This is a genomic window from Psychrobacter sp. T6-6, assembly GCF_052258185.1.
Lineage (GTDB): Bacteria > Pseudomonadota > Gammaproteobacteria > Pseudomonadales > Moraxellaceae > Psychrobacter.
Map to the genome: position 1 here is coordinate 152,799 of NZ_JBQQEX010000001.1, position 25,924 is coordinate 178,722.

At 45.2% G+C, this 25,924-nt stretch carries 20 protein-coding genes; 12 read left to right on the forward strand and 8 right to left on the reverse strand.

Features of this window, described 5'->3' with window-relative positions; all coding sequences use genetic code 11:
- Positions 1-53: 53 nt before the first annotated feature.
- From ACTXGL_RS00590 to ACTXGL_RS00600, 3 genes are all read left to right on the forward strand, one after another.
- Positions 54-1,076, forward strand: a complete 1,023-nt coding sequence (locus ACTXGL_RS00590; protein WP_443524138.1) for a cell envelope integrity TolA family protein — start codon at positions 54-56, stop codon at positions 1,074-1,076.
- A gap of 135 nt (positions 1,077-1,211) precedes the next feature.
- A complete protein-coding gene (locus ACTXGL_RS00595; protein ID WP_443524140.1) occupies positions 1,212-2,504 on the forward strand; it encodes a translocation protein TolB in 1,293 nt (430 codons plus the stop codon).
- 476 nt (positions 2,505-2,980) lie between these two features.
- Positions 2,981-4,387, forward strand: coding sequence for a nucleobase:cation symporter-2 family protein (locus tag ACTXGL_RS00600; RefSeq protein WP_443524141.1), 1,407 nt, complete (start codon positions 2,981-2,983; stop codon positions 4,385-4,387).
- A gap of 197 nt (positions 4,388-4,584) precedes the next feature.
- Here ACTXGL_RS00600 and ACTXGL_RS00605 read toward each other — a convergent pair whose 3' ends face one another.
- Positions 4,585-5,250: a TetR/AcrR family transcriptional regulator gene (locus ACTXGL_RS00605; protein WP_443524142.1), complete on the reverse strand. Its 666-nt coding sequence runs from the start codon at positions 5,248-5,250 to the stop codon at positions 4,585-4,587.
- A 476-nt stretch (positions 5,251-5,726) separates the two neighbouring features.
- On the opposite strand from ACTXGL_RS00605, the gene uraD reads away from it, so the two are divergent.
- From uraD to ACTXGL_RS00640, 7 genes are all read left to right on the forward strand, one after another.
- Positions 5,727-6,248 carry a 2-oxo-4-hydroxy-4-carboxy-5-ureidoimidazoline decarboxylase gene (uraD, locus tag ACTXGL_RS00610; protein WP_443524144.1) on the forward strand — a complete coding sequence of 174 codons (522 nt, stop codon included), beginning with the start codon at positions 5,727-5,729 and terminating at the stop codon, positions 6,246-6,248.
- Positions 6,249-6,368: 120 nt separating this feature from the next.
- Positions 6,369-6,737 (forward strand): hydroxyisourate hydrolase, encoded by a 369-nt coding sequence (gene uraH / locus ACTXGL_RS00615; RefSeq protein WP_443524145.1) that lies wholly within the window; start codon positions 6,369-6,371, stop codon positions 6,735-6,737.
- A 195-nt stretch (positions 6,738-6,932) separates the two neighbouring features.
- Entirely contained in the window at positions 6,933-8,279 is a 1,347-nt protein-coding gene (locus ACTXGL_RS00620) for a urate hydroxylase PuuD (RefSeq protein WP_319050316.1), read from the forward strand.
- A gap of 82 nt (positions 8,280-8,361) precedes the next feature.
- Positions 8,362-9,342 (forward strand): allantoinase PuuE, encoded by a 981-nt coding sequence (gene puuE, locus ACTXGL_RS00625; protein WP_443524146.1) that lies wholly within the window; start codon positions 8,362-8,364, stop codon positions 9,340-9,342.
- Positions 9,343-9,427: 85 nt separating this feature from the next.
- The gene (alc, locus tag ACTXGL_RS00630) at positions 9,428-10,549 is read left to right on the forward strand and encodes an allantoicase (protein WP_443524148.1); all 1,122 of its coding nucleotides are present in this window, start codon (positions 9,428-9,430) and stop codon (positions 10,547-10,549) included.
- Positions 10,549-11,079: an ureidoglycolate lyase gene (locus ACTXGL_RS00635; protein ID WP_443524150.1), complete on the forward strand. Its 531-nt coding sequence runs from the start codon at positions 10,549-10,551 to the stop codon at positions 11,077-11,079. Before alc ends, ACTXGL_RS00635 begins: the two co-directional genes overlap by 1 nt.
- A gap of 524 nt (positions 11,080-11,603) precedes the next feature.
- On the forward strand, positions 11,604-12,428 hold the full coding sequence (locus ACTXGL_RS00640) for a DUF5020 family protein (RefSeq protein WP_443524152.1): 825 nt from the start codon (positions 11,604-11,606) through the stop codon (positions 12,426-12,428).
- A 126-nt stretch (positions 12,429-12,554) separates the two neighbouring features.
- Here the strand turns inward: ACTXGL_RS00640 and guaD are convergent, their stop codons facing one another.
- From guaD to ACTXGL_RS00660, 4 genes are all read right to left on the reverse strand, one after another.
- Positions 12,555-13,976, reverse strand: a complete 1,422-nt coding sequence (gene guaD, locus ACTXGL_RS00645) for a guanine deaminase (RefSeq protein WP_443524153.1) — start codon at positions 13,974-13,976, stop codon at positions 12,555-12,557.
- Positions 13,977-14,083: 107 nt separating this feature from the next.
- Entirely contained in the window at positions 14,084-15,148 is a 1,065-nt protein-coding gene (locus ACTXGL_RS00650; protein ID WP_443524154.1) for an XdhC family protein, read from the reverse strand.
- Positions 15,141-17,714, reverse strand: coding sequence for a xanthine dehydrogenase molybdopterin binding subunit (gene xdhB, locus ACTXGL_RS00655; protein ID WP_443524155.1), 2,574 nt, complete (start codon positions 17,712-17,714; stop codon positions 15,141-15,143). Before xdhB ends, ACTXGL_RS00650 begins: the two co-directional genes overlap by 8 nt.
- 64 nt (positions 17,715-17,778) lie before the next feature.
- On the reverse strand, positions 17,779-19,479 hold the full coding sequence (locus tag ACTXGL_RS00660; protein WP_443524157.1) for a xanthine dehydrogenase small subunit: 1,701 nt from the start codon (positions 19,477-19,479) through the stop codon (positions 17,779-17,781).
- 676 nt (positions 19,480-20,155) lie between these two features.
- On the opposite strand from ACTXGL_RS00660, the gene ACTXGL_RS00665 reads away from it, so the two are divergent.
- A complete protein-coding gene (locus ACTXGL_RS00665; protein ID WP_443524158.1) occupies positions 20,156-20,281 on the forward strand; it encodes a hypothetical protein in 126 nt (41 codons plus the stop codon).
- Between the two features lie 105 nt (positions 20,282-20,386).
- Here the strand turns inward: ACTXGL_RS00665 and ACTXGL_RS00670 are convergent, their stop codons facing one another.
- Positions 20,387-20,998, reverse strand: coding sequence for a flavodoxin family protein (locus ACTXGL_RS00670; RefSeq protein WP_443524159.1), 612 nt, complete (start codon positions 20,996-20,998; stop codon positions 20,387-20,389).
- Positions 20,999-21,741: 743 nt separating this feature from the next.
- Between ACTXGL_RS00670 and ACTXGL_RS00675 the strand changes: the two genes are divergently transcribed.
- Positions 21,742-22,998: a YeeE/YedE family protein gene (locus ACTXGL_RS00675; protein WP_443524160.1), complete on the forward strand. Its 1,257-nt coding sequence runs from the start codon at positions 21,742-21,744 to the stop codon at positions 22,996-22,998.
- Positions 22,999-23,085: 87 nt separating this feature from the next.
- Here the strand turns inward: ACTXGL_RS00675 and ACTXGL_RS00680 are convergent, their stop codons facing one another.
- Positions 23,086-23,982 carry a polyphenol oxidase family protein gene (locus ACTXGL_RS00680; protein ID WP_443524161.1) on the reverse strand — a complete coding sequence of 299 codons (897 nt, stop codon included), beginning with the start codon at positions 23,980-23,982 and terminating at the stop codon, positions 23,086-23,088.
- A gap of 139 nt (positions 23,983-24,121) precedes the next feature.
- The gene (locus ACTXGL_RS00685) at positions 24,122-25,195 is read right to left on the reverse strand and encodes an RluA family pseudouridine synthase (protein WP_443524825.1); all 1,074 of its coding nucleotides are present in this window, start codon (positions 25,193-25,195) and stop codon (positions 24,122-24,124) included.
- Positions 25,196-25,924 lie beyond the last annotated feature (729 nt).

The following is a 25,924-nucleotide window of genomic DNA, read 5'->3' on the forward strand; positions in this document are numbered from 1 at the left end:
AATACTGACTCAATAGCCAGCCCGATAATTCTCGTTTCTGATAACTACCGTTCATGAGTATCTATACCATGCATAATGCGCCTGCCGTCTATGTACCTACCGAACCTGAAAGTAACGGGCTGACCCTACCTACGTTGCTCAGCTTGCTAGCACATGGTCTTATCATCGGTGTACTGGTTTATAATTATCAAACCGCTGACGTCGAAACCTCTGGTAGTATCGAAACCGTAATGGTATCGCCTGAGCAACTCGCTGAGATGCAAGGACAGATACTGGCCAACCGTGCAGCAGCAAGTGCCATGCAAATGGAAAGTAGCACCAGCGACTCGCCCAGTAGCGCTCAACCGCAAACGTCAAGCAGTAGTACCAGCGCGCAAAGCGCAAGCCAGCCAGACTCTCAGCGCGTTCCTGTGTTTACACGATCTGACGAGCCAGCCAGCCAGCCCATGCTCATGAGCGAAGAGCAGCATCAGCGATTGCGTGAACAAAACCAAGAATATGAGCGCAGAATGGCCGAGTGGGCATCTCAGTTGGACGAGACAACCATGGAAGAGCTCGAGCAAGTTGAACAAAACAAAAGAGAGCAGATGATCGAAGAGCAAAAAAGGCTTGGGGATTTTCGCCAAAAGCAAAACAATCCACCTAAAATAAAAAGACCTACTGCCAACGATCGTAATATAGAGATTGATACCGATGGCTCTGGCAATGCCGGCCGAACCTTTAGCTTATCTGATGGTCAATCAACCATCACAGGTGATACCTCAACGGCTAGCACCTCTAGAGGCAGCAGTCGTTCCGCCTCAAGTGGTAGCCGCGGTGCCAGCAACAACGAGATTATAAATCTTATCAAGCGTAACTATACACCGCCTACCGCAGCGAGAGGTTCCACCCAGCGTGCTACTTTGACCATCACTGTCAATGCCAATGGCGACGTCATCAATGTTACCGCCTCCGGACCTGATAACACCGTCAACGAAGCCGCAAAACAAGCCGTGCTCAATACAGGTAGCCTACCCATCAATACTGATGATCCTAAATACCCTACTTTTACCATACAGTTCAGAGGTAGCAACTAATCAGTTGCTAGCGTCTTGTATTATTGATAACGTAACGTTAATCGGCTTGTATCGTATCGGTTTTTTCTATTTAAATGCGTGCCTTATTGACTATAAAAATGAATATCATACTACTGTTAGGAGCTCAATTAACTCATGCGTACTCATAAAAAACTACTCGTCTCTTTATTGACTGGCACCTCGGCACTGCTTGTCTCGCAAAGCTTGCTAGCAGCACCTGTCGTACTAGAACTCGACTATGATATTCCTGTTCAACAGAACCAAGTCGCGTTTGTACCATTCGCAGGCGACTCTGTTTTATCTCCTATCATCCTAAACGACTTGAGCAACACAGAGCTGACAGTTACCAGCCAAAACTTGCCGCAGCAGCCGCGCAGTAGTAGCGAGCTGGCAGGTACGCTACCTGTGTGGCAAAACATGGGCATCCCTTATCTCGTTGTCGGTAGCACCCGCACCAATCGTGGCAAAGTCGTCACCGATTACGAGGTTATCGATGTTAAATCTGGCCGCGTGATAGAGGGTAAGCAAAACCTAACGGCAGATAACAACAGAGAAAGTATGCGTTACGCCGGCCACGTGATCGCAGATAAGGTCTATGAGCTGATTACTGGTATTCCAGGGGATTTCTCGGGACGTATTGCCTACATTGAAGAGACAGGCACTGGCAAGCAAAAAGTCTCTCGTCTAAAAGTAATGGATGCTGATGGGGAAAACGCCAAAACCATTACCGAAGTAGCAGGGTCTATTTTCTCACCAGCATGGTCACCTGATGGCAACCGTATCGCCTACTCTGTACAACGTGAAAAGTCGTACCCTGTCATCTACATTCAGAACGTCAGTGGCGGCGGTGCCAGCGTATTGACACCTTTTTCTGGTAGTAACCTAAGCCCATCATTCTCTCCTGATGGTAGCAAGATACTGTTCTCCAGTAGCTTTGAGGGCAGCGCTGATATTTATGAGATGAGTGTCAGCGGCGGTACACCTAGGAGACTCACCAACTTGCCAAGCAGTGAAGTACAACCAAGTTATGCCCCTGATGGTAAGTCATTTGTCTATGTCAGTGACAAAACAGGGTTTAATAAGCCGCAAGTCTATCGTTATGAGTTTGGTTCAGGGCGCACAACCAAAGTGTCCAATGGTGGCTATGCAACCAGTCCACAGTTTAGTAGTGATGGGACGCAAATTGCCTTTTTGAGTGGTCGATCAGCCGCTATTATGAATAACAGTGGTGCGGTAACGACCAACCTTGGTAATACTGGTATCGACGAAGCGCCAAGCTTCTCGCCCAATGGTAAACGTGTGGTCTATGCGTCGACCCAAGGCGGTAAAGGTGTATTAACGATTAAATCACTCAATGGTGGTGCAGCCTTCGGTAAGTCAGGACAAGGCATCATTCGCTCACCAGTATGGTCATCAAGTCCAAAATAAATTTGCAATTTTATTGTCATGTAGCTATTCAAAGAAGCCTCAATCATGATAAGTATGGTTGGGGCTTTTTTGTGGGTGTTTGAAGTACAGATGCAACTAGATGGACTGTTATCTAATGATATTCATTTTCTAAAATCTCTCTATTTAGGTTAAGCCTTTCTTTCTAAGACGTAACAATCACGTAAACCTGCTAGTACCAAAAAAAACATTGCATTCACTCATAATTTATCTATATCCTAAATAGACCTGACCAAATGGTCAGACTTTAGCAATACTAGCCAACAAACATAGGTTTTTTGGCTAGTATTCAATCGGATGTGTGCCCCCATTGTATAAATCGATAAAAAACTGCTCAAAGGTTAGATATTAATTCTTATCTAATGACCTCCATGTTATCTGAGATCCATTTGATTGCCATGTTATCTGATATATGCCGTTGCGCGGGTGCCAAGTAGTTATTTTAGGAGGAAACCACCATGAGTGAAAACGTTCCAGAAAATACCGATTTACTATATAAACTACATGACCGTCCAACCCCTATCAAAGCATTCTTAGGTGCTATACAACATGTGCTAGCAGCCTTTGTTGGTATTATCACTCCCTCCCTAATTATCGGTGGTACTCTAGGTTTGGGTGAGCATATCCCCTACCTTCTCAGCATGTCTTTGATTGTTTCTGGGGTGGCAACCTTTATTCAAACTCGAAAAGTAGGTCCTGTGGGCTCTGGGTTAATGGCGTTACAAGGTACCAGCTTTGGGTTTTTAGCGGCGGTATTGACCGCAGGGTTTGTGGTAAAAAACCGTGGCGGAAGTCCTGAAGAGATTTTATCAGTTATCTTTGGCGTCTCATTTCTCGGTGCATTTGTTGAGATATTTTTGAGTCAATTTATCACCAGGCTCAAATCATTTATGAGCCCTATTGTTACAGGGTGTGTGATTGTCACGATTGGTTTGTCTTTAACCAAGGTAGGTTTGACTGATTTGGCAGGCGGGTTTGGTGCGGAGGATTTTGGTAGTATTCCAAATTTACTTTTAGGTGGTGGCGTACTTGCAAGCGTCGTGCTCATCAGCATTATTAATAACAAGGTTATTCGCTCAAGCGCTATTTTTATCGGTTTGATGCTTGGACTCGTCGCTGCTGTCTTTATGGGCCGTATTGACTTTTCATTGGTGTCTGAGGCGGCGTTTTTTACCGTGCCCGTACCGTTCAAATATGGCTTTGGTTTTGATTGGCAGGCGTTTATTCCTATTGCCTTTATGTACATCATTACCAGTATTGAAACGTCTGGCGATCTGACGGCTACCTCGATGATATCAGGGGAACCGATCAAGGGCCCTCTGTATGAAAAACGCATTAAAGGCGGCGTATTAGGAGACGGTGTCAACTCTCTGATTGCGGCGGTCTTTAATACCTTTCCGGTCACCACCTTTAGCCAAAACAACGGTGTGATTCAAATGACAGGGATTGCGAGTCGCTACGTCGGTTTTTATGTTGGTGGTATATTGTGCTTGATGGGACTGTTTCCGGTGCTTGGGGCTGTTTTTACGCAATTACCTAAGCCAGTCGTTGGCGGTGTCACGTTATTGATGTTTGCTACTGTGGCGACTGCGGGTATCCGTATTTTGTCTACCGTGAACTTCACCCACCGTAATGTATTGATTATCGCCACCTCTCTAGGTTTGGCAACAGGTATTGCGTTCGTACCTGATGTACTGTCACAAACCCCGCAGTTTTTTCAGAATATCTTTGGCTCAGCGGTGACGATGTCAGGAATTGTCGCGATTACACTTGATATGATTTTACCGAAGAATTACGGCGTTGAATTTGATACAAAAGCGCAGCACCAAGATGACTCTCTAGAGCAAGTCCAAGAAACAGCTTGATAAGCCTCTGTACATAGTGCTTGATTGACTACGCTTGGCTGACTGATCTTATCTGGCTGTTCTTAACTGACTGAGCTTGACTGACAACCTTTCATCACCAAACAGCGAAAAACACAGTATCACTGCTTGGTGATGAAAGGTAGACTACTCAACGTAGACAACCCATACGACATAAAGCCTGTGACTTTAATCCGTAATTATTCTAGCCCGCAACCTCGCAGAATAAAGGGTACTAAAAACGCTTCTGCGCGTGCCTGGTCCTCTGCATCATAAGCGGTCTTGTCCATTAAGCCGACAATTTCTATCTCAAATTCTGCATAGCGCTGGGTCGTCGCCCATATCAAAATCAAGAGTTGCAAGGGATCCGTAATACCTATCTTTCCTTGCTTATGCCATTCTTTCATGACTTGTGCTTTATCGTTTACCCAGTCCTTCATCGTGGTAGACATAAACTCGTGTAAGTGCGGCGCACCGCCAATAACCTCAATAGCAAACAGTTTATGACGACTCGGGTTGGCAAAGGCTTGTTGCAATTTGGTACGGACGAACTTTTCAATGACAGTTTTTGGATCACTCTCTACGGTCATAGTGACCAAGCCCTCATTCCATTCCTGAATGATTGAGCGCAGTACCGCCATGTACAGATTTTTTTTGTTTTTAAAATAGTAATGAACATTGGCTTTGGGTAGCCCTGCTCTATCCGCAATTCCTTGCATCGTAGCACCGCGATAGCTTTGGAGCACAAACTCCTCTTCGGCTGCTGCCAGTATTAGAGATTGATTGTGTGCACGCGTCGCTTGCTGGCTTCGATGCGAGGGCGCGTCAGTAGTAAGGGTATCTTCTTTTTGGTTGTCTTTAGTCATGGTAGTGGTATCTCACTCCGAGTGGCAGGTTCGACAAAATAGTCGTTATTTTTCCTGAGACGTTTGGTTATCAATGCACAGAGTTGTGCAGCATTATTCTCTGGATAAAAATATTTCCAATAAAACAGTTGACCAATTAGTCAGGTTTTAGCAAAATGGTAACTATAAATTCATCACATTACTACTAAAATCATGTTGCCATGATTTTTTACCATTGAATTGTTAGCATTCATGCGGTAAAGCAGTTTTTTATTATCAATGCTATCCCACACAAATCATGGTTATTAACGATAAAGAATTAAATGCAGCAAGTGAAATATATACGCATGCAAAACAACATGGATATAGCAAATGGATATAGTAAAACGTCTACTGCTACCGTCACATTTATGCCCATAACCATAATGTATAAATCATTATTAGACAACCGTTACCCGATAGGTAAACGGCCTGTCATATTATAAAAGGATATCATCGTGAGCTTAACCTTAGCGCAATTTAATGATCTGTCTCAAGAGTTGGCTGTCGAGCACCTGCTAACGTGTTGTACCAGCAGCACGTGGGCGAGCAAACTTGCTGATGCGCGTCCTTTTACAGACTTGGATACACTGCTAACGAGTAGCGATACTATCTGGCATGAGGTACAAACCAACGAGGCCGACTTGCTAGAAGCGTTCGATGGTCATCCACAAATCGGTAACGTGGCAACCCTAAAAGAAAAATATCGCAATACGCAAGGTAGCGCCGCCCACGAGCAGTCAGGTGCTAATGATGCAGCTGACGATGTGCTCGAAGCACTTGCCAAAGGCAATCAGGACTATCTGGAAAAGTTTGGTTTTATTTTTATTGTCTTTGCCACTGGCAAAAGCGCGCAGCAAATGCTTGATTTACTATTGGCTCGTCTGCCTAATGAGCGTACCACTGAGCTGGCGAACGCAGCCACTGAACAAAACAAGATCACACGCCTACGTCTACATAAATTATTCGGTCAGGCATAGATAACTGCGACTTGATGAACCGTAAGATCAACATTCATACAATGGTTTATTCATCAATCACTCTAGACTCATTCACATCGCTACTGAATTTACATCGCTAATAAATATAAAGGAAGCATCATGTCTGCCACCCTATCATCACATATCTTGGATACGCATCTTGGTAAGCCTGCCACCAATATCGCTGTCACTTTACACCGTATACAGGACAGCGGCGGCGCCACCCTACTTGCACACGGTACGACCAATGAAGATGGCCGTGTCACCCCAGATGCTTGGCAATTTGTTACCATGCTCGATAGCGCAGCGCAGCAGCTAAGCATCGGACGCTATACCGTGACTTTCGATACTCAGTCTTATTTTGATGCCCAGCAGTTGACTGCATTTTATCCGCAAGTCATTATCGATTTTGTGGTGAATGATGCCAGTCACTATCACGTGCCGCTACTACTGAGTGCCCATGGTTATAGCACGTACCGTGGATCGTAGCCTATAGAGCGTGGTGTCCTTTAATGTGTATTCGCGTTATATGATCATAACTCATTGCTGACATTTTGCTGACGTTGCCACTTTATCTCATTACTTTATATCCAAGCGATCATAAACCATGGTCGTTATTAATTATCAAAAAAGCTTATCAATATATTTTATCAAGACACGGTCATATTAAAGGACAATTACTACATGGGTGCCTATCTTCTCGAATGGTTGAGTTTATTTTTCCGCTGGTTTCATGTCATCGCTGGGGTAGCATGGATTGGTGCCTCATTTTATTTTGTGTGGCTAGATCTGAGCCTACGCAAGCCGCCACAGTGGAAAGCAGACAAAGGTATCTCAGGCGATCTTTGGGCCGTACATGGTGGCGGGTTTTATGAGATTGCCAAATACAAGCTCGAACCAGAAGAGATGCCAAAAACCCTACATTGGTTTAAGTGGGAAGCATATACCACGTGGCTAACGGGTGCGGCGATGATGTCTATCGTCTATTATGCCAATGCAACTGCTTACCTAATTGACCCAAGTAAGGTACCTTTTACCAGTATCGGTGCTATTGCCACAAGTTTGCTGTTTTTGTTTGGTAGTTACTTTATTTATGAGGTCATCGTGCGCAGTCATTTGGGTAAAAACGCCCTAATATTTAGTACGTTGATTTTTATTCTTTTGATCATTGCCTGTTGGGGTTCGTACCAGCTGTTTAGTGATCGCGCCTCATTTATCCATATCGGTGCTATCCTGGGTACAGTGATGGTCGGTAATGTGTTCTTTGGTATTATGCCAGCACAGCGCGCCCTCGTAGATTGCGTAAGGCGCGGTGAAAAACCGGGTAAAGAAGTGGCTGAGTTGGCGCTACAAGCCAAAAACAGATCATTGATGAACAACTACTTTACCCTACCACTTATCTTTACCATGATCAGTAATCACTATCCAATGATGTATGCTCACGAGCAAGGTTGGTTGGTGTTGGTCTTCGTCGGTATCATTACCGCGACTGCCCGTCATTACTTTAACCAAAAGCACTTGGGACACAAAAAACCGCGTTACCTAGTCATACCAGCGATACTGACCGTATTGCTCATTATCTGGATGCGACCTGAGCCGATTGAGCCTGCGCCTGTGATGCCTGCAGCTTCAGCAACTACTGCTACAGTTGACAACGCTCCATCAGTGACAAGTCCGCCACCAGCTGCAAGCATGACTACTGACTCAAACACTGATACCGTTACTAGTACTAACAATAGCGTTGCCAATGATACTGCCACTGCTGAAGCCGTACCCATAAGCGCGTCAGCAGATGACGCGATGATGGATGTGGTGCATACGCGCTGTAGCACTTGTCATGCCGTGCAGCCAACGCAACAAGGGTTTGCCGCGCCTCCAGCAGGTATTATCTTACAGACACCAGAAGATTTGAGAATACATAAAGCAAAAGTCGTCACTGCGGTACAAACAGGCTACATGCCACTTGGCAATATCACGCAGCTAACAGATACAGAGCGCCAGCAACTTGTCGCGTATGCCTCATCACTTTAATTTGTGATTGAAAAATAATTGGCTCTGACGAGTAATATTTAAATAAATATTCGAGGCTCTAAGCAATATAGGAACAATAGTAATGACCCAAAAAATCACAAGTGACTTTGATCTAAGTACATATCCACGAGATCTAAAGGGCTACGGCGACAATCCACCAAAAGCAAACTGGCCTGGCGGTGCAAAGATAGCCGTACAGTTTGTACTCAATATCGAAGAAGGGGCAGAGAATAGCGTCATTCATGGCGATGGACAGTCAGAGCGCTTCTTGTCTGATATCTTGGGTACGCCTGAATTTAACAACCGTCATCAATCAATTGAGTCTGCTTTTGAGTACGGTAGCCGTGTCGGTGTATGGCGAGTCCTAGATGTTTTCAAAGAGTACGGTGTTCCTATCACCACGTTCACTTGTGCTGCTGCTGCCGAAAAAACGCCGCACATTATTGAACGTGTATTAGAAGACGGTCATGAGATTGCCAGTCATGGTCTACGCTGGATTACCTATCAGGACATGTACCGTGAGACTGAACGCGAGCACATTCGCTGTGCGACTACTATCTTCAAGCGTATGCTAGGTAATCAACCTCTCGGCTGGTATACCGGACGCGACAGTCCAAATACTCGCGAGTTGGTCGCTGAACAAGGCGGCTATGTTTACGACTCTGACTCGTATGGTGATGAGCTACCCTACTGGCTCAATGTAAAAGTCCAAGACGGCAATGTCCTCACGCGTAAGCCGCATCTGGTCATACCCTATAGTTTAGAAACCAATGATATGCGTTTTTCTTCAAGCCCAGGGTTTACTCATGCAGAGCCGTTTTATCAGTATCTCAAAGACAGCTTTGATACCCTTTACGAAGAAGGCGCGCATACCCCGAAAATGCTGACGATTGGTTTGCACTGCCGAATTATCGGACGTGCAGGACGCATCAAAGCGTTAAAGCAGTTTTTGCAATATATCACCAATAAACCTGACGTATGGATATGTCGCCGTGATGACATCGCCAAGCACTGGTACGACAATCATCCTGCCACGTCAGACAACACTGTCAACTGGATGTGAGCGCCGCCATTATCTTGGTATATTGACCACATAAGACAGACCGCATACGATAAATACAACCTCATATAGAATAAAGGAAATAACGATGAGTCAAAGTAGTTCAGAAGTCGGACAAATTCTCTCAGCAAACAATTTACCTGAGACATTGCCAGCATTTACCAAAAAATCAAACGTGGCTGACAGTCGCTTAGGCGCAAAATCACTGTTTGCGACTGATGATTTTTTTGCAGATAAAAGCCGTATTCTAAATCCGGATGCGCCTATATTTGTGGTTGGTAAATTCGATGACAATGGTAAATGGATGGACGGCTGGGAGACGCGTCGTAAGCGTCATTTAGGTTATGACTACTTGGTTATTCAACTTGCCCGCCCAACCAAAATCGCTGGGCTCGATATCGATACCAGTCACTTTACAGGTAACTTCCCATCTTCTGCCAGTGTCGATGCTTTGTATGCACCAGAGCTATTACAGCAGGCTGATACCGAACTTGCCAACCTAAGCAAAGAAGACTGGGACGGTAAAAACTGGCAAACGCTTGTAGGTATGACGCCGCTACAAGGACACAATCATGAGTTTGTCGAGATCGATCATGAGCAAACGGTGACCCATATTCGTTTGAATATCTATCCAGATGGCGGCGTTGCTAGGCTACGTGTCTACGGTGATATCCAGCTTGATGCGAGCCTCAATACTCAAGGCGAGTTGCTCGATTTGGCAGGTGCGCTAAATGGTGGTCGCGCGATTGCTAGCAATGATGCGCACTTTGGCGCAGCCAGCAACTTACTGTTACCGACCAAAGCACCCAATATGGGGGATGGCTGGGAGACTCGTCGTCGCCGTGAGCCAGGTAACGACTGGTGCATCATTGCCTTAGGTCAAGCAGGTATCGTTGATTCTATTGAGATTGATACGGCTCATTTTAAGGGCAACTATCCTGACAAAGTCTCGCTCCAAGCGGTCTACTCACCAAACACACCAGAGCAAACGCTAGTGACTCAAAGTATGTTTTGGGAGACGTTACTTGAGCCGCAAAAGACCAATGCTAATGACGTCCATACTTTTAGTAAAGATAAGCTTCAGATAGACCAGCCTATCACTCATATTCGAGTCAATATCTTTCCAGATGGTGGTATCAGCCGCGTGCGTATATATGGACAGATTGCTGACAATGCCGCGGCCCAGCCCAACGATAGCGAGACTACCTAATGTCTGTCATATTAACCGCCATACCTTTGACGAAGGAAAATTTTGCCCCCTATGGTTCGGTGATCGAGCGCTATAGTGATGATGAGCAAACCGCTGACAATACTTATGAGATCAATAATGGCTATGCCGTTCGCCATCATGCACTTGCTGAAAGCCAGCTTGAGGGTGGTACAGTAGGTATGAGTATCTTTCGTGCCAAAAAGCGCGAGAACCCTATTGTCCTCTCCGTCATGGAGTACCACCCACTTGGAACACAAGCGTTTGTGTCTATGGAAGGTCAGGACTATGTCGTCGTTGTTGCAAAAGCGGGTACACCGCCCCAGTCTGCTGAAGACCTCGCTGTATTCTATGCCACCTCTCATCAGGGTGTGCAATATGACGCTAACGTCTGGCACCATCCACTACTGGCTCTAGGGCGTGATAGTGATTTCTTGGTGGTTGATCGCATCAATGGCGACGGTAACAATTGCCATGAGATAGATATTACTGACTGGCATGTATTTATTGAACTAGCAGACGAGTGCAGCTAACCAGCAAATACAGCACGTACGATACAAACTAAAAGCCAGCTAAGTCCTATTAGCTGGCTTTTTTATGTTTGGCAGATTGGTAAGTCCTATCTATGTTGACTCAAAGGCATTTTTATACAGCCCAAATTGGGGCATAAAAAGGTCTATTTTGGTGCTTTTATCGCGTGCTTTTTCATCCAAAAGCACTGTTTTCTATATTTACTCAAATACATAGGAGATGCGTCTGGCATTTAAGAAAAACTAAGGACTATTTTGCTTATTTTATACCCTGATAATAGCAAATAAGCATAAAAGCCAGTAAATGCTGCAGAGCATATATTTTATAGGTTCGTGGCACGATTATTGAATACTCTTTAGGGGTAAGCGTATGAATGCTATTTATTGATTACTACTTAAAAACAGAACCGGTCAATAGCACGCTTATTGTTAGTTGATAGTGATTTTCAAACAACAACCTATTTTATGAATTATCAAAGATAAATTTAAGGTAATTAATATTCCATCGTATATAAAGGAGTTACATTTTGCATTTTGATTTACGAACGAGCCTACTCTCCACCTCTAAACTGTCTAACCAGCAACCATTTAGTCAAAAAAAATCTAGCCAAAAGCCGTCTTTGCTTAAACCGTTGTCAATCGTGGCAGTTGCTGTCGCCGCTCTCGGTAGCATGTCTAACCTCCAAGCTGAGACCTATTTTACCGATACAAGCGTTTCTGTACTTTACGGCAGTGACTATGACCTTGTAGAGGATGGAGAGCTGACGACTGTTACATTAGAGCATGTCTCTGCGCACGACTGGGGCGGTGTATTCTTCTTTGTCGATCGAAATCAAGGTGCCAATGATATTGAAAACAATAGATTTAGAGAAACTTATGGCGAGCTGTCTCCTACACTCAAAATGGCGACTTTTGACAATAGCTTTGTAAAGCAAGTTAATTTAGCCGCTACTTATGAATTTGGCTCAAACAGTACTGGCTTTGATCAAGACAATTATTTGGTTGGTATTGGTGCAGATCTAAATATACCTATTCCAGGGACAACGTACGCGTCTGCAACGCTATACCATGCTTTTAATGACAATATCGATGATGATCAACAAATCACCTTAACCTACGGCTGGGAGCGTAACAATTTTGTAGTGGACGGTTTTATTGATTATTCATTTAATAACGATGATATTGAAGATAACATTCATATCAATCCGCAAATCAAATACAACCTACAAGAGGTGCTCGGTATTGATAACCGGCTAGAAGTCGGCATGGAATATAGTTATTGGAAGAACAAATACGGAGTCGATGGTGTCAATCAAAGCGCCCCTAGCGCCTTAGTAAAGTTCCATTTTTAACACCGGATAAAGATACCTTTATTCGTAAAAACCCCTGCTTCTATCTGGTAGAAGCAGGGGTTTTTATTTCTGATTAGACATCTACTGGCTGCGTTATTGGTGCAAGCATACACTGATGTATTTGTCCTATAAGGCAGCGCTGCGATAGCGACTCACACCTGCAACGACTGTCTGTTCGATCACTCTATCATCACCCAGCATCATCAGTACAAACAGCTGCTCCTCGAGTGATTTGGTCTGTGCCATACGTCGCTCCATCAGCTCCGTCGCTCCCATATCGATAACTACAAAATCGGCTTCTTTATCAGGCATAAAATTACCGATCTTATCATCCAATAGCAGCGACTGTGCATTACCCAAAGTAATCTGATACAACCCTTGATGCGCAGACAACTGATTGCTCTGTAACTGTTGGACTTTGTACGCTTCTGATAATGTCGTCAGCATAGATAGGCTCGTGCCCGCCCCAACATCGGTGGCGATACTGACACCGGTATAGCTTAAGGTCTTGGGCAAATCGAACAGTCCACTACCCAAAAACAGATTGGACGTCGGACAATGTGATATCTGTGTCCCAGTCGCGCGCAGGCGCTCATACTCTGATGTCTCGAGGTATATTCCATGCGCCAAGGTTGTGCGTCGACCTAACAGACCCATATCATCATAGACATCGAGGTAGCCTTTATGATTGGGATAAAGCTGCTGTACAAAAGCAACCTCATCACGGTTTTCTGCCAAATGCGTCTGTAAATAGACACTATCATAACTGGCATATAACTCGCCTGCCAGCCGTAGCTGCTTCGGTGTCGAGGTAATCGCAAAGCGCGGGGTGATGGCGACATGCTGACGTCCGCGCTCATGCCAGTTATCAATGATGTCTTGAGTATCGCGGATACTTTGCTCAGCAGGAACGCACAGTTGCTCAGGCGCATTTTGATCCATCAATACATTACCCGTGATCATACGCGTGTTGAGCTTGTGGCTTTCGGCAAAAAATGCCTCGGCAGATAGCGGGTGACTGGTAGAGAAAACCATGGCACTAGTCGTACCATTTGCCAGCAGTTGGTTTAAGAAGAACTGCGCAGTGTCGTGCGCTACTTTTGGATCAGCAAAATTGGCTTCGGTGACAAAGGTATAGTTGTTGAGCCAGTCGAGCAGTTGCTCACCATAAGCGGCAATCATATCGATTTGCGGATAGTGCACATGGGTATCGATAAAACCTGGCATGATGAGTTTGTCGCGATAGTCGTGCACTGTAACTGCTGGCTTGCCCTCTGCATTAGCATACGTCGATAAGATAGTCTCGCTACGACCGTACTCTAAAATGCGTCCTGTCACATCATCTACAACAAGCGCACCATCAGCAATATATTCAGGGTAAATGCGCTCGCCTGCAATCACGGGTAATAACATTGTGCTTTGATCAATGGTTGATACCTGTGCATGACCAGGTTGATTGGTGTTCGCTATTTTAGAGGGTGTACGCTCAGTACGATCGCTTTCGGTCAAATAATGCAGCAGTCGAGCTTGATAAATATGTAGGGTCATTTGGTGGTCTCACATGGCTTAATAGTACTGAGCATCTTGATAAATAGTACTGAGCGTTTTGATTGTTTAATAAAAAGTGACACGGTTTTATGAGGTAATTAGTTCCTTCAAAGAGCAGCCTGATGATAACGCTGTAGCAACTGTGCCACGATAGAGACTGCTACTGCCATTGGCTCTTTGCCGCCGATTGATAGTCCAATGGGCATGACGAGCTGACTCACTAATGACTCACTATAACCGCGCTGAATCAAACGGTCTCTAAAACGTTTGGCTTTGGTGGCCGAAGCAATGCAGCCGATATAAGGTACTGGGATATCTGAGCGCTTATCATCATCTGGGCTGCTATCAGAAATAGTATCTAATGCTGCTCGCACCAGCTCAAAATCAACACTATGGTCATGCGTCATAACCAAAATAAAACGCTGACCGCCCTGCTCTATGAATGGACGCACAAAATCGACAGGATCGTCATCGATATGCGGACGGATATGCGCTGGTAATTTGTAAGAGGTTGGTTGGGTTGATGCTGTTTTGTTTGATGCTAATGGTCGTGCTTCAGCATCGTTATGTGATATTGAAGTGTGGCGGTTACAGTCTGTCTGATCTGCTTTATCAGTATTTGGCTTATTACTTAAGTAACGCTCAAACATCTCTGGGCGACTGTCCACCCAATCTACCTGACATGGCAATTCAGCAAGGATGGTCATGAGTGCTGAGGCCACATGTCCTGCCCCAAATACCAGTAATGACATCGGCGGTATCACATTAAAGCATTCAAACATAACGGTGACGCTACCGCCACAACACTGTGCCAATTTCGCACCCAACGGGTAATGTTTGGTATAAACCGCGTCTCGGCGCACCGCTTTAGAAGGATTTAGCGCGCTTGTATCATTGACTTCAGAAACTTTTGGTTTAACTTCCTTTGATACCGTTGCTGAAATCTCACCGTTCAGTAGCTGACGAGCAGTAGTAATCACATCGTGCTCGAGACCGCCACCGCCCAGCGTATCTACGATGCCGTCTTGTGTGACGATCATCTTTGCCTGTAGCGAACGTGGGGCTGAGCCATTCACAGCTACCACTGTCGCCAACACATGAGCGGTACCTTGCTGCTGATATCTTGCCAGACCTTCATACCAGATCACTGGCGGTGCTAATGACTCACTCACTGTGCGCAGGACCTCTTGCCCCTGCGACGTTTGGATGCTCTATCGCCTCTGGCTGCTCATCGGTCTGTTTGCCTGCCACCTCTTTTGGATCAATGTCTTTGGCATGGCGCACATCTTGCGGCATGACCTTGTCGTTATAGAGATCGCCCTTTTCTTCTACGCCTTTGGCAAGACTATCCATCGTATCTTTATCTGCCTTGGTCTCTAGATCCCATGAGGTACCTTCCATACGCATCACTGCCTTTAGTACCGCTTCTGGCGTTGCAGGCATGGTCAGCTCTGGATTCTTTTTATACTCACCGAGACTAGCCACTGCATTATTGAGTGCGCACCAGACACTGGCTGCCAACATAAACGGCGGCTCACCAACGGCTTTAGAGTTATAGATAGTTTGTTCTTCGTTTTTGCGGTCGTATAATTTGACATTCCACTGCTTAGGTAAGTCATGCGCAGTTGGAATTTTATAGTTGGCAGGACTGTCAGATGCGAGTTTTCCTTTATCATTCCAGATCAGCTCTTCTGCTGTGAGCCAACCCATGCCTTGAACAAAACCGCCTTCAATCTGACCGATATCAATGGAAGGGTTAATCGACTGCCCTGCATCGTGTAGCACGTCACAGCGCAGCACTTTGTACTCCCCTGTCAGCGTATCAATCTCAACCTCAGCGCAGGCGGCACCTAGCGCAAAGTAAAAGAACGGACGTCCCCATGCTTTAGAGCGATCATAAAATATCTTTGGCGTTTTGTAGTAGCCAGTAGACGATAGGCTGATGCGATTCTGATACGACAGCTGAATCATTTCAGCAAAAGTTAGCGTTTCTTTATCACCGATATAGACATGGTTATTTTCAAAACGTATGTCTTCTTGTGCCACCTCAAAATGCTCAGCTGCAAATTCAACGATGCGCGCTTTGATGCTCAAGCACGCATTTTGCGCCGCTTTACCGTTGATATCGGTACCTGATGACGCAGCAGTTGGTGAGGTGTTAGGTACTTTATCTGTACGCGTCGCTGATACCTTGACCGTATCCAGATCCACATCGAACTCATTAGCGACGATCTGGGCGATTTTGATATATAGTCCTTGCCCCATCTCTGTACCGCCGTGATTGAGATGGATACTGCCATCGGTATAAATATGTACCAGCGCACCTGCCTGATTGAGCGTCTGCACGGTAAATGAAATACCGAATTTGACGGGCGTTAGCGCGATGCCTAAACGCTTGTCACTGCCTTCAGCAGCAGCTTTTTGATTGGCTTGTATGATTTGCTGACGGCGATTGTCATAATCGCAATCTTCTGCCAGTGTGCTCATGATGGTCGCCAAATCAAAGTGCTCAATGGTCTGACCATAATGCGTACTTTGACCATCTTGATATAGATTGGCTAGGCGCACTTGCAGTGGATCTTGACCCAAGGTATAGGCGATATGATCCATCATATATTCAGCCGTCATCAGCCCTTGTGGTCCACCAAACCCGCGATAGGCTGTATTGGATACCGTATGGGTCTTGCAGCGATGACCTGCCACATGAGCCGCTGGATAATAATAGGCATTGTCACAGTGGAACATCGCTCTGTCGACAATGGCATCAGACAGATCTGGCGCATAACCGCACAAACCAGCCAATTGCATATCGACGCCTAGTATACGACCCGACTCATCCAAGCCAACCTCATAGCGATTGGCAAACTCATGACGCTTACCGGTCACAACCATGTCGTCTTGACGGTCTAGACGCATACTGACAGGAACGTTATGGCGCTTGGCAATGATACCGCACAGACAAGCCCATGCCGCGGCTTGCGTTTCTTTACCGCCGAAACCGCCACCCATACGGCGCACGACTGTGTTTACCGCATGAAATGGCAAGTCTGTTACTTCAGCGACCAGTTGCTGCACTTCACTTGGATGCTGTGACGACGTGTATACTTCTAGCCCTCCATCATCACACGGCACCACGTAAGACACTTGCCCTTCAAGATAAAAGTGCTCTTGCCCGCGCATATGAATATGACCTTCGATGCGAACTGGTGCGTTCTCAAGCGCCGTCGCGGCGTCACCACGCTTCATAAAATGACTCGGACGCACAAAAAACTCTTGCTCTAGCGCTTTATCGATACTCAGCACCGCTGGCAATGGCTCATATTCAACCACGGCTTTGGTAGCCGCTTTTTTGGCGGCGCGATGACTGGTCGCCACAACCACAAATAGCGTTTGACCCACATACTCTGTAATATCATCAACCATGAGTGGCTCACCGTCGAACACCGCACCGATATCCGTTTGCGCCGGTAAATCCTGGAAATTTAAAACATCTACAACCCCATCAGCCTCTCTAACAGCGCTTAAATCCATACTCAGGACACGTGCATGAGCATGGCTGCTCTTGCCAACTGCTAAATGTAGCGTACCTTGTGGTTTTGCAATATCATCCACATAGGTTGCCGTCCCCATGACATGACTGATCGCACTATCATGCTTGGCCGAGGTGCCAATTTTGTTTTTTGGCGGACGCACACGGCGAATACTATAACTGTCGAATAAGGACGAATGATGGCTCATGGCAAGTCTCTTCTATTAATACGCTTTTATTGATGCTGTTTTTGATTTTCGGCAATGTTAATGATTAGGCACTCTCAGTCTGCATAGCTGTTGTCAGCTGCTTACCGCACTTCACCAGTAGACGCTGTACCACATGCATGCGGTATTCACGGCTGGCTCTGACATCAGTCATCGGGGTCACATCAGCAGATAAGCGTTGTGCTGCCTTCTCAAAACTTGCCACTTCAGTAGCTTGCCCAATAAGTGCTTGCTGACACTTGGTCGCTAACAATGGTATCGCTGCCATACCGCCAAGGCCTAGCTTAGCACTCTCAATGGTTGCACCATCTGCTGACACATCTAGTCGCGCGGCAAGCAAGCACGCTGAGATATCATCTTCGTAGCGTTTGCTAATCTTATGGATAAATAAATGTTGATTTTCTTGTAGCAAAGGAATATGAATAGCGACGACGTAGCTGCCTGCTTGTAGCTTAGTCTTTTTATAATCTAAGAAAAATTCTGATAACGGTATGATTTCATCCGTATGAGACGAGCCGCTTGACGCTTCAGTATTAGTCGCACAGTGACGCAAATGAATAGAAGCGTCCAATGCTAAAAGAATCGGTGGCAGATCACCAATCGGCGACGCGTTGGCTATATTGCCGCCAATGGTGCCCATATTACGAATTTGCGGAGAGGCAATACGCTCAAACACTTGCGCAAAGGTTGGGAAGTGTTGCTCAAGCACAGGCAGCATCTGTTGATAGCTCATGCAAGCACCTAGCACTAGTGACTGAGCTGTCAGCTTTTCGCTATCCGACTTATCACTGTTTGAGTCAGGGTTTGCGTCAAGTAGCGACCATGACTTTAGTGCCTCAACGCCTGAGAGCTGAATAATGACGTCATGATCGATTAGATGCTGGGTTACGCTCAGCCCTAAATCCGTACCACCTGCCCAAATCGTTGCCTGCGGATTGGCTGCCAATACTTGATTAAGCTCATCTACTGTTTTAGGCATATACAACTGTCGCCCAGCATCAGTCAATGCAGCTTCAGTATTTTTTTGCGCTGTATTATCTGGTTCAACTTCAGTTAAGGCAGTATGAGAGGCTGCTGATTGTTTTGTACTACTCATGGCATCTGTCGCCAAACTGACCGTCAGATCTTTCACCGCTGACTGCTCTGCCTGTCTTTGCTGACCGATATCACCCATCAGTAGACCCGCTTCAATAATCGGACGATAACCCGTACAGCGACATAGGTTGCCAGATATCGACGCGATGACCTCATCATAGCTTAATGGCTTGGCATCACTTTGTTCACTGTCATTCTGATTGGTTTGCAAACGCTTGTTTTCGTAGACACAAGCCAGCGACATCACAAACCCAGGGGTACAAAAACCACACTGCGATCCATGACACTCGACCATTGCTTGCTGGGCAGGATGCAACAAGGCACGATCAGGGTGATGCTCAGGATTGTCTGCTAAGTAAGCCGCTGTCATTACATGATGACCATCCATGAGCGAGACTAGCGTGATACAGGCATTGATAGTATAGAACGGTGACGCAGTGCTTTCACTATTGCCATTTTCGACATCAGACGACTGCTGGTTGGTTGTGGGTAGACGCTGAACCATCACCGTACAGGCACCGCAGTCACCACTACCGCAGCCTTCTTTTGTGTCCATTTGGCCTTCATACAATCGTAGATACTCAAGCACCGTCGTATTGGGGTTAAGCTGGGTTAGCTCTTGGATTTTTCCATTGAGATAAAAACTAATCATAGCAAGGCTCGGCTAAAATAATGAAGATAAAAATAAGGGATTTGACGGCTCAAACACTCAGCTTAAGCGCTCGAATTGTATCGTATTGCAATTGTTTTCGTATCACTCATGGGTGCTACAGACTTTAATTTATTGACTGCTCTGTGGCACACTTGCAAGATACCAATACATTGACGACAGTACACTTTTATAGTAAATAAACGGATAAAAAATATCAGCAATTATCAGGCAGTTTCGCTAGAAGTTTACAAACGCTTTAGAAACTAATGTTAATGATATAAGATACCTGACTATTTGGTCAGCTTTCAACATATTATCACTATTCTTATTTACAATACAACCCATTAGGGTGCCTACCAATACTACCGAATAGTTGATATATAGACAGATGCTCAATGGCTCTGATTGATATGTGTAGTAGCAAATATATTGCCACTATGTATTCGCTTTAGCCATATAGGCAACAGACCGAGCAGAGTGATCAATAAAGCAGGTTGCCATTGAATAAATAATCCTTTGAAAAACAAGGTCAAACACATATATCTTGTCTAAACTTTTATAGCTGGCTGGTTTTTATATATAATAGCTAAAATACATCCAACATTTTACTGCCATCGCTTATGATAATCGGTAGTAGAAAAATATTACTGGTCAACACTGCCCTTGAGATACGATCATGAAGTCATTTAGCTTTATTTATTTGTTGGTAGTGACGATGATGCTGACAGGGTGTCAGGCATTTCAGTTTGTTGACAGCCCCATCCCTGTGACCGCAGCCCCTGCTACATTAATTGCTCAATAGAAACTCGGTACAAAAACTCTCTCCAAAATAAATTTGACATAAAAAAAGCAGACATCACAAGGTGTCTGCTTTTTTCTTCTACTGGTCTGTTAGCTATCCGCTCGTCTAGCTTTTAGTATCAGTTGGTTGGTGCTTGATAATAGTCTTTGCCAAATGATCACCGAACCAAATAGCGGTGTCGATATCCCCTTTTCCTGGTGTCTCTTCAGGTGGACCATCAAGCGACTGCGTCATCAAACCCAAAAAGCTAGATAAACGGTTTAAGTCATGTGACTCATGACCTGTCGGCATCAAGGGCAGACCGATCCAGTTCATGCCATGCTGCATCGCATATAACGAAATTTGCTGTAGTACAGCAAGCTTATCACCGCTCAAACCGCCCGAGTTGGCAAAGGCTGCGGCCCACTTGCCTTCCCACTTACGGTTGTACCAGCGCTTTGAAGTCTCATCCATAAAGGTCTTAAATTCAGCGGTCACGCTACCCATATATACTGCACTACCGAAAACCAGCAAATCTGCCTGATCTAAATAGTCCCAATCAATATCATAAATATCGACTGCCCTTGCTTGAGCTTGCGGCAATTGCTGATGCGCACCTTCTACAATCGCTTCGGCAACGCGCTTGGTATGACCATAATTACTATGAAAAATAACAGCGATTGATACGTTGGGCGTGCTATCAGTAGATGTTTCAGACGATTTAACAGGTGTATTCATACATACTCTAATAATAAATAATTGGTTGGATAATAAAGATTGTAAAATATCGGCTACTTAGCGATGGTCAGTAGCTTGTGACATCGCTTTGATTGGTAAAGGCGTCATCATTATCACTGATAAGCAATCAAGTGCTGACAGGCGACTCTAAGCAATTGATTACTGAATCAATCACTTTCATGGACAAAAGCGTCGATGACAACATTTCTAAATGGTAAAATCTCTAAATGACAAAGCTTGCACATGATTTTTATACGTCAGCGTACACGTATCATCATATATGCGATGAACTTCATTGAATTCAAGCCTATTGTATCAGACGTATTTTTATTTTTGAGTTATTTGTTAGATTCTAACCTATTAAACTATCAGGCTACGCGGTTTACCAAACGATGCGCTATGCACGATCAATACAGCCTAGAGTCTTACCTTAGATAGACGCAATGGCTTTAATACGCTGATAACCCTTATGTTTGGTAACTATATAGACGACTATCAAACTCGAACAATATCAGCAATTAACTCCTATATTCCAAATAATTATATGCTAATTCAAATTATTCTACTCTCTTCAGGTTTACATTACGCCCAATAGGATTAAGATGTAGCGCTTCTCTTAATTTGACCGTGATACCACTTTTCAACTCTGTAGACCTGCATATATATAAACCTGCATACATATAAAACATAAATCCTCGTAAAAACGATATCTGATAAAACTGTCGGATAAGGAAGCTATTACCTTGACTACTACTCTCGTTCAACCTGTAAACGATACAAAAGACCCCATTGTCAGAGACGATCTTGCTCTGAATGCCCCGCAAAAACCCTTGATCATAGGGGGCGGTATCGTAGGATTAATGGTGCTTGTGTATCTACTGGCTACCCAGCATATCTCTCAATCACTGCTACTTGGCATTGGCCTATTGTTGGGCTATACCCTCTTTCATGCACGCTTTGGCTTTACCTCTGCTTTTAGACGCATCATGGCGGTAGGCAATGGTCAGGCGATGCGCTCACACATGCTGATGCTAGCGGTTGCCGTTACTTTGTTTGCGCCCATACTTGCTTATGGTACGACGCTATTTGGTGGACCTGTGGCAGGTTATGTCGCACCGTTAGGTGTCAGTCTGATCGTCGGTGCATTCGTGTTTGGTATCGGCATGCAGCTTGGTGGAGGCTGTGCCTCTGGTACGCTCTACGCGGTAGGCGGCGGCCGTTCAGTGATGTTTATCACCTTTATCTTCTTCATCATAGGCGCGACGATTGGCGCTTATCATCTGCCGTTTTGGACAGAGGAGATGCCCGCAGCGGCGCCTTTTTCTTTGGCAACCTCCACAGATCTCGGTTATACAGGGGCATGGCTATTGTCTCTTGCGATATTCGGTATCATCGCGTGGGTGACTCTCATCGTTGAGAAAAAGAAAAACGCACCAAAGATGGCGCCCGTCCCCTCTGAGTCTGGCTGGAGAAGAATCTTTCGCGGTTCTTGGCCACTGTTTGCTGCCGCTATCGTCTTGGCGCTACTTAACGGACTGACACTGCTCACGCGTGGTCAGCCGTGGGGGATTACCTCTGCCTTTACATTATGGGGTTCTAAAATTGCAAGCGGCTTTGGTATGGATGTCGCCAGCTGGGGCTACTGGCAGGGTGCTAATGCAGCAGCCCTAGAAGCCTCTATCTTCGCAGATTCGACCACGGTACTAAATATCGGTATCATCGTCGGTGCGTTTATCGCGTCTGCAGCGGGCGGCTTATTCAAATTTACTAAGATTACTACAGGTAATTTTGCAGCGTCCGTCATTGGCGGATTGATGATGGGATATGGCGCACGTCTAGCATTTGGCTGCAACATTGGCGCTTATTTTGGCGGTATCGCTTCTTTTAGCTTACATGGCTATATCTGGGGCATACTCGCAATGGCAGGTACGTTTTTAGCGCTGTATTTACGCCCTTTGTTTGGCTTATCTGTGCCAAAATCTAGCGATTCTGTTTGTTAATACAAATTTAGTTCTTAAATAAAAAAACAGCAGATTATTCTGCTGTTTTTTATTGCGTGCTGTGCGGTGTATATATCTAGAGCGCTTCTAACGGCGCACGATGACCAGTGCCATGCGACCCGTTGCCGGCTGCTGCATATGGGTCTGACGACGGTAAGAATAATAGTGAATATCTGCGTAGCTACAGTTAACTGGCAGGTCACTCATGATGGTAGCGCCAGCCGATTCTAATTGCATGGCAGCAAGCTTTGGTAAATCTAGCTTGACCTTGTCATCGACAGATGGAATAGAAAACAGCGTCACAAAATTATCGATATGTTCCTGTGATAATGTCTGATGCTCTATGCACCCAGCCAATAGCTTATCGCGAACGTCTGTATTTACTTCGTAGTTAGCCTGACTGATACAGACCCCTATCCAAGCCTGTATAGCCCCTGAATCCGTAAAGCGCTGCGCCGTCTCTTGAATGACGCCACATGCCAACCCTTGCCAGCCTGCATGGATCGCCGCTATTTTGCCACTGGTAGGCTGGTATAAGACAATCGGCACACAGTCTGCCGTCATTATCGCTAGTCCGCGCCCACATTGTTGGCTGACCAGTGCATCAGCAGCCAATGGCATCATACTCAATGTTGTCGCATCAATATCGTGGATTTGCTGTCCATGGACTTGACTGACCCAATGTATACTATTGATACTGCCATACTGCCCATCTATCGATGACTCACTTGCCAGCTGCTCATTAATAGCAGTCAACAAACTCATCCGGTTGCCCAATACTTTTGCCGCATCATCATTGACATGAAGACCTAGATTCAGCTCACCGTAATTTGACTGTCCCTCATACCCCATACGCTGGTTTCTGGTAACAGAGTCATTCCTATCATCATACGCAAACGCAGCCGTTTGAAAAACAGCCACTTCATCCATTTGCGCAAGCATTGTCATTGGGAAGTTATTTGTTATCGGAAGCTTGTTTATCATGACTGCTCTACCCCTTTATCCACCGATTACCTCACAATGAGGTTGGTTGTATCACTGCCGTAGACTAGATAGGTGTCATACCTGTGTACAGCAATGACTCAACCGCAGCATTGTTTCCGTAGCTTTGTTTCAGCAGGTTTTACTCTTCATCATAACCATCACTTAATACGGCTATTAGTTTTTGCATGTCTTCTGGCAGCGGCGTAGTAACTTCGATGTCTTCACCAGTCGCTGGATGAACAAAACCTAAAGTATAAGCATGCAGTGCTTGGCGCGGGAAATTATTAATGGCTTGACGCTGTGCTTCGGACAATCCTGCACGCAATTGACGACGTCCACCATAAACACGGTCTCCTACTAGCGGATAAGTCACATGACTCAAATGCACACGAATCTGATGTGTACGACCCGTCTCAAGCCCCACATCTAGCAGGCAGTAGTTGTCATTAAGGGGCGTCACTTTCAGTAAATGCGTCACCGCTTCACGGCCTGCTGTCATGACTGTCATTTTGGTACGCTGCGTACGATGGCGTCCAATCGGTGCATCAATACGGCGATGACGCAGCAAACTTGCTTGGTCACCTGCTACCACACACTTATAGTGACGATAAACAGACTTGTCTTTTAGCTGCTCCATGAGTGCCATTTGAGCAGGTTTGGTCTTACCAATAAGCAGCAGCCCAGAGGTGTCCTTGTCAATACGGTGTACCAGACCAGCACGCGGTAGATGGTGCTGCTGCGGATAATGGTATAGCAAGGCATTGACTAAAGTGCCAGTTTGATTACCTGCCCCAGGATGGACCACCATGCCGACAGGCTTATCGATCACCAGTACCTCATCATCTTCGTAGACCACATTGATATCAATATCTTCTGGCTGATCTTCGCTATGCTGCTGCAGCGTCGTTGATAGATGTAGCACGTCATCTGCTTTTACACGGACCTTTGGCTTTTGCACTTTGCCGTTATATAGCAAACTGCCGTCAGTTATCCAGCCTTGTAACTGCACACGCGAAAAGTCTGAAAATACTTGCGAGGCGACTTTATCAATGCGCAAACCAGACTCTTCTTCTGTGACGATGTGTGTCATATCTACGACTACTGGCACCGCTTGACCTGCTACTGGCGCTTCATCATCGTCGCTATCATCTATATCATCTGCATCGCCATCATCAATGCCATGCTCTTCAACACCATCATCGTCGATGAGCATATCGTCGTTATCCAGTATTTCATCATGTGCTTCATCAATCATTGTCTGATTATCAGGTAGCTCTTCATTATTTAAAACGTTATTTGGCATTGGTGGCTCTTGTGCTGATGAATCAGTCTTTGACGATTGATTCTGTGATAAATGGGTAGTCATGGCGTTATTGTTCATAGCGAATTTATACATATCAAGACCCTTAACAGATAGTGATAAGGCAGCCTTAAAAAAAGTAATAAAAAAAATTATAAAAAGTTGGCGTTTTTTGACCTTTAGCTGACATATAAAAGCAATCAGGACTCAAAAAATCGGAAACAATATCGCCATAGTGTACCATGTCACGCGCCCAAGCCCTATAAAAGTGGCTGGTATCTATCGATTTTGAGCGTTTAACATTTACCCCTTAGCTCTCTGGAACATAACATTGCTGTAATTTACTGTATATTTGTCCCAGCCAGTGATATTCGATATCGCTCGTGATAGCCGCTCATGTTAAACTGCCTGTAAAATACCTGTGGCGAAAAAATAGACGAAGCTGACGTTATTCTATAAAGTGTAGCCATGTTTTGCTGTATGCTATGGCACTATATTTGAATGCTTTGTATTTGAATGCTCTGTTGACATGCCGTATTTGAGTGCCGTTGCATTCTATCGACAACGTTTGCTCTCTATATCGTTTGACTGTGATAAAACACGCATGCGCGGCTGAACATTTATAAATTTTTCATAGCTTAA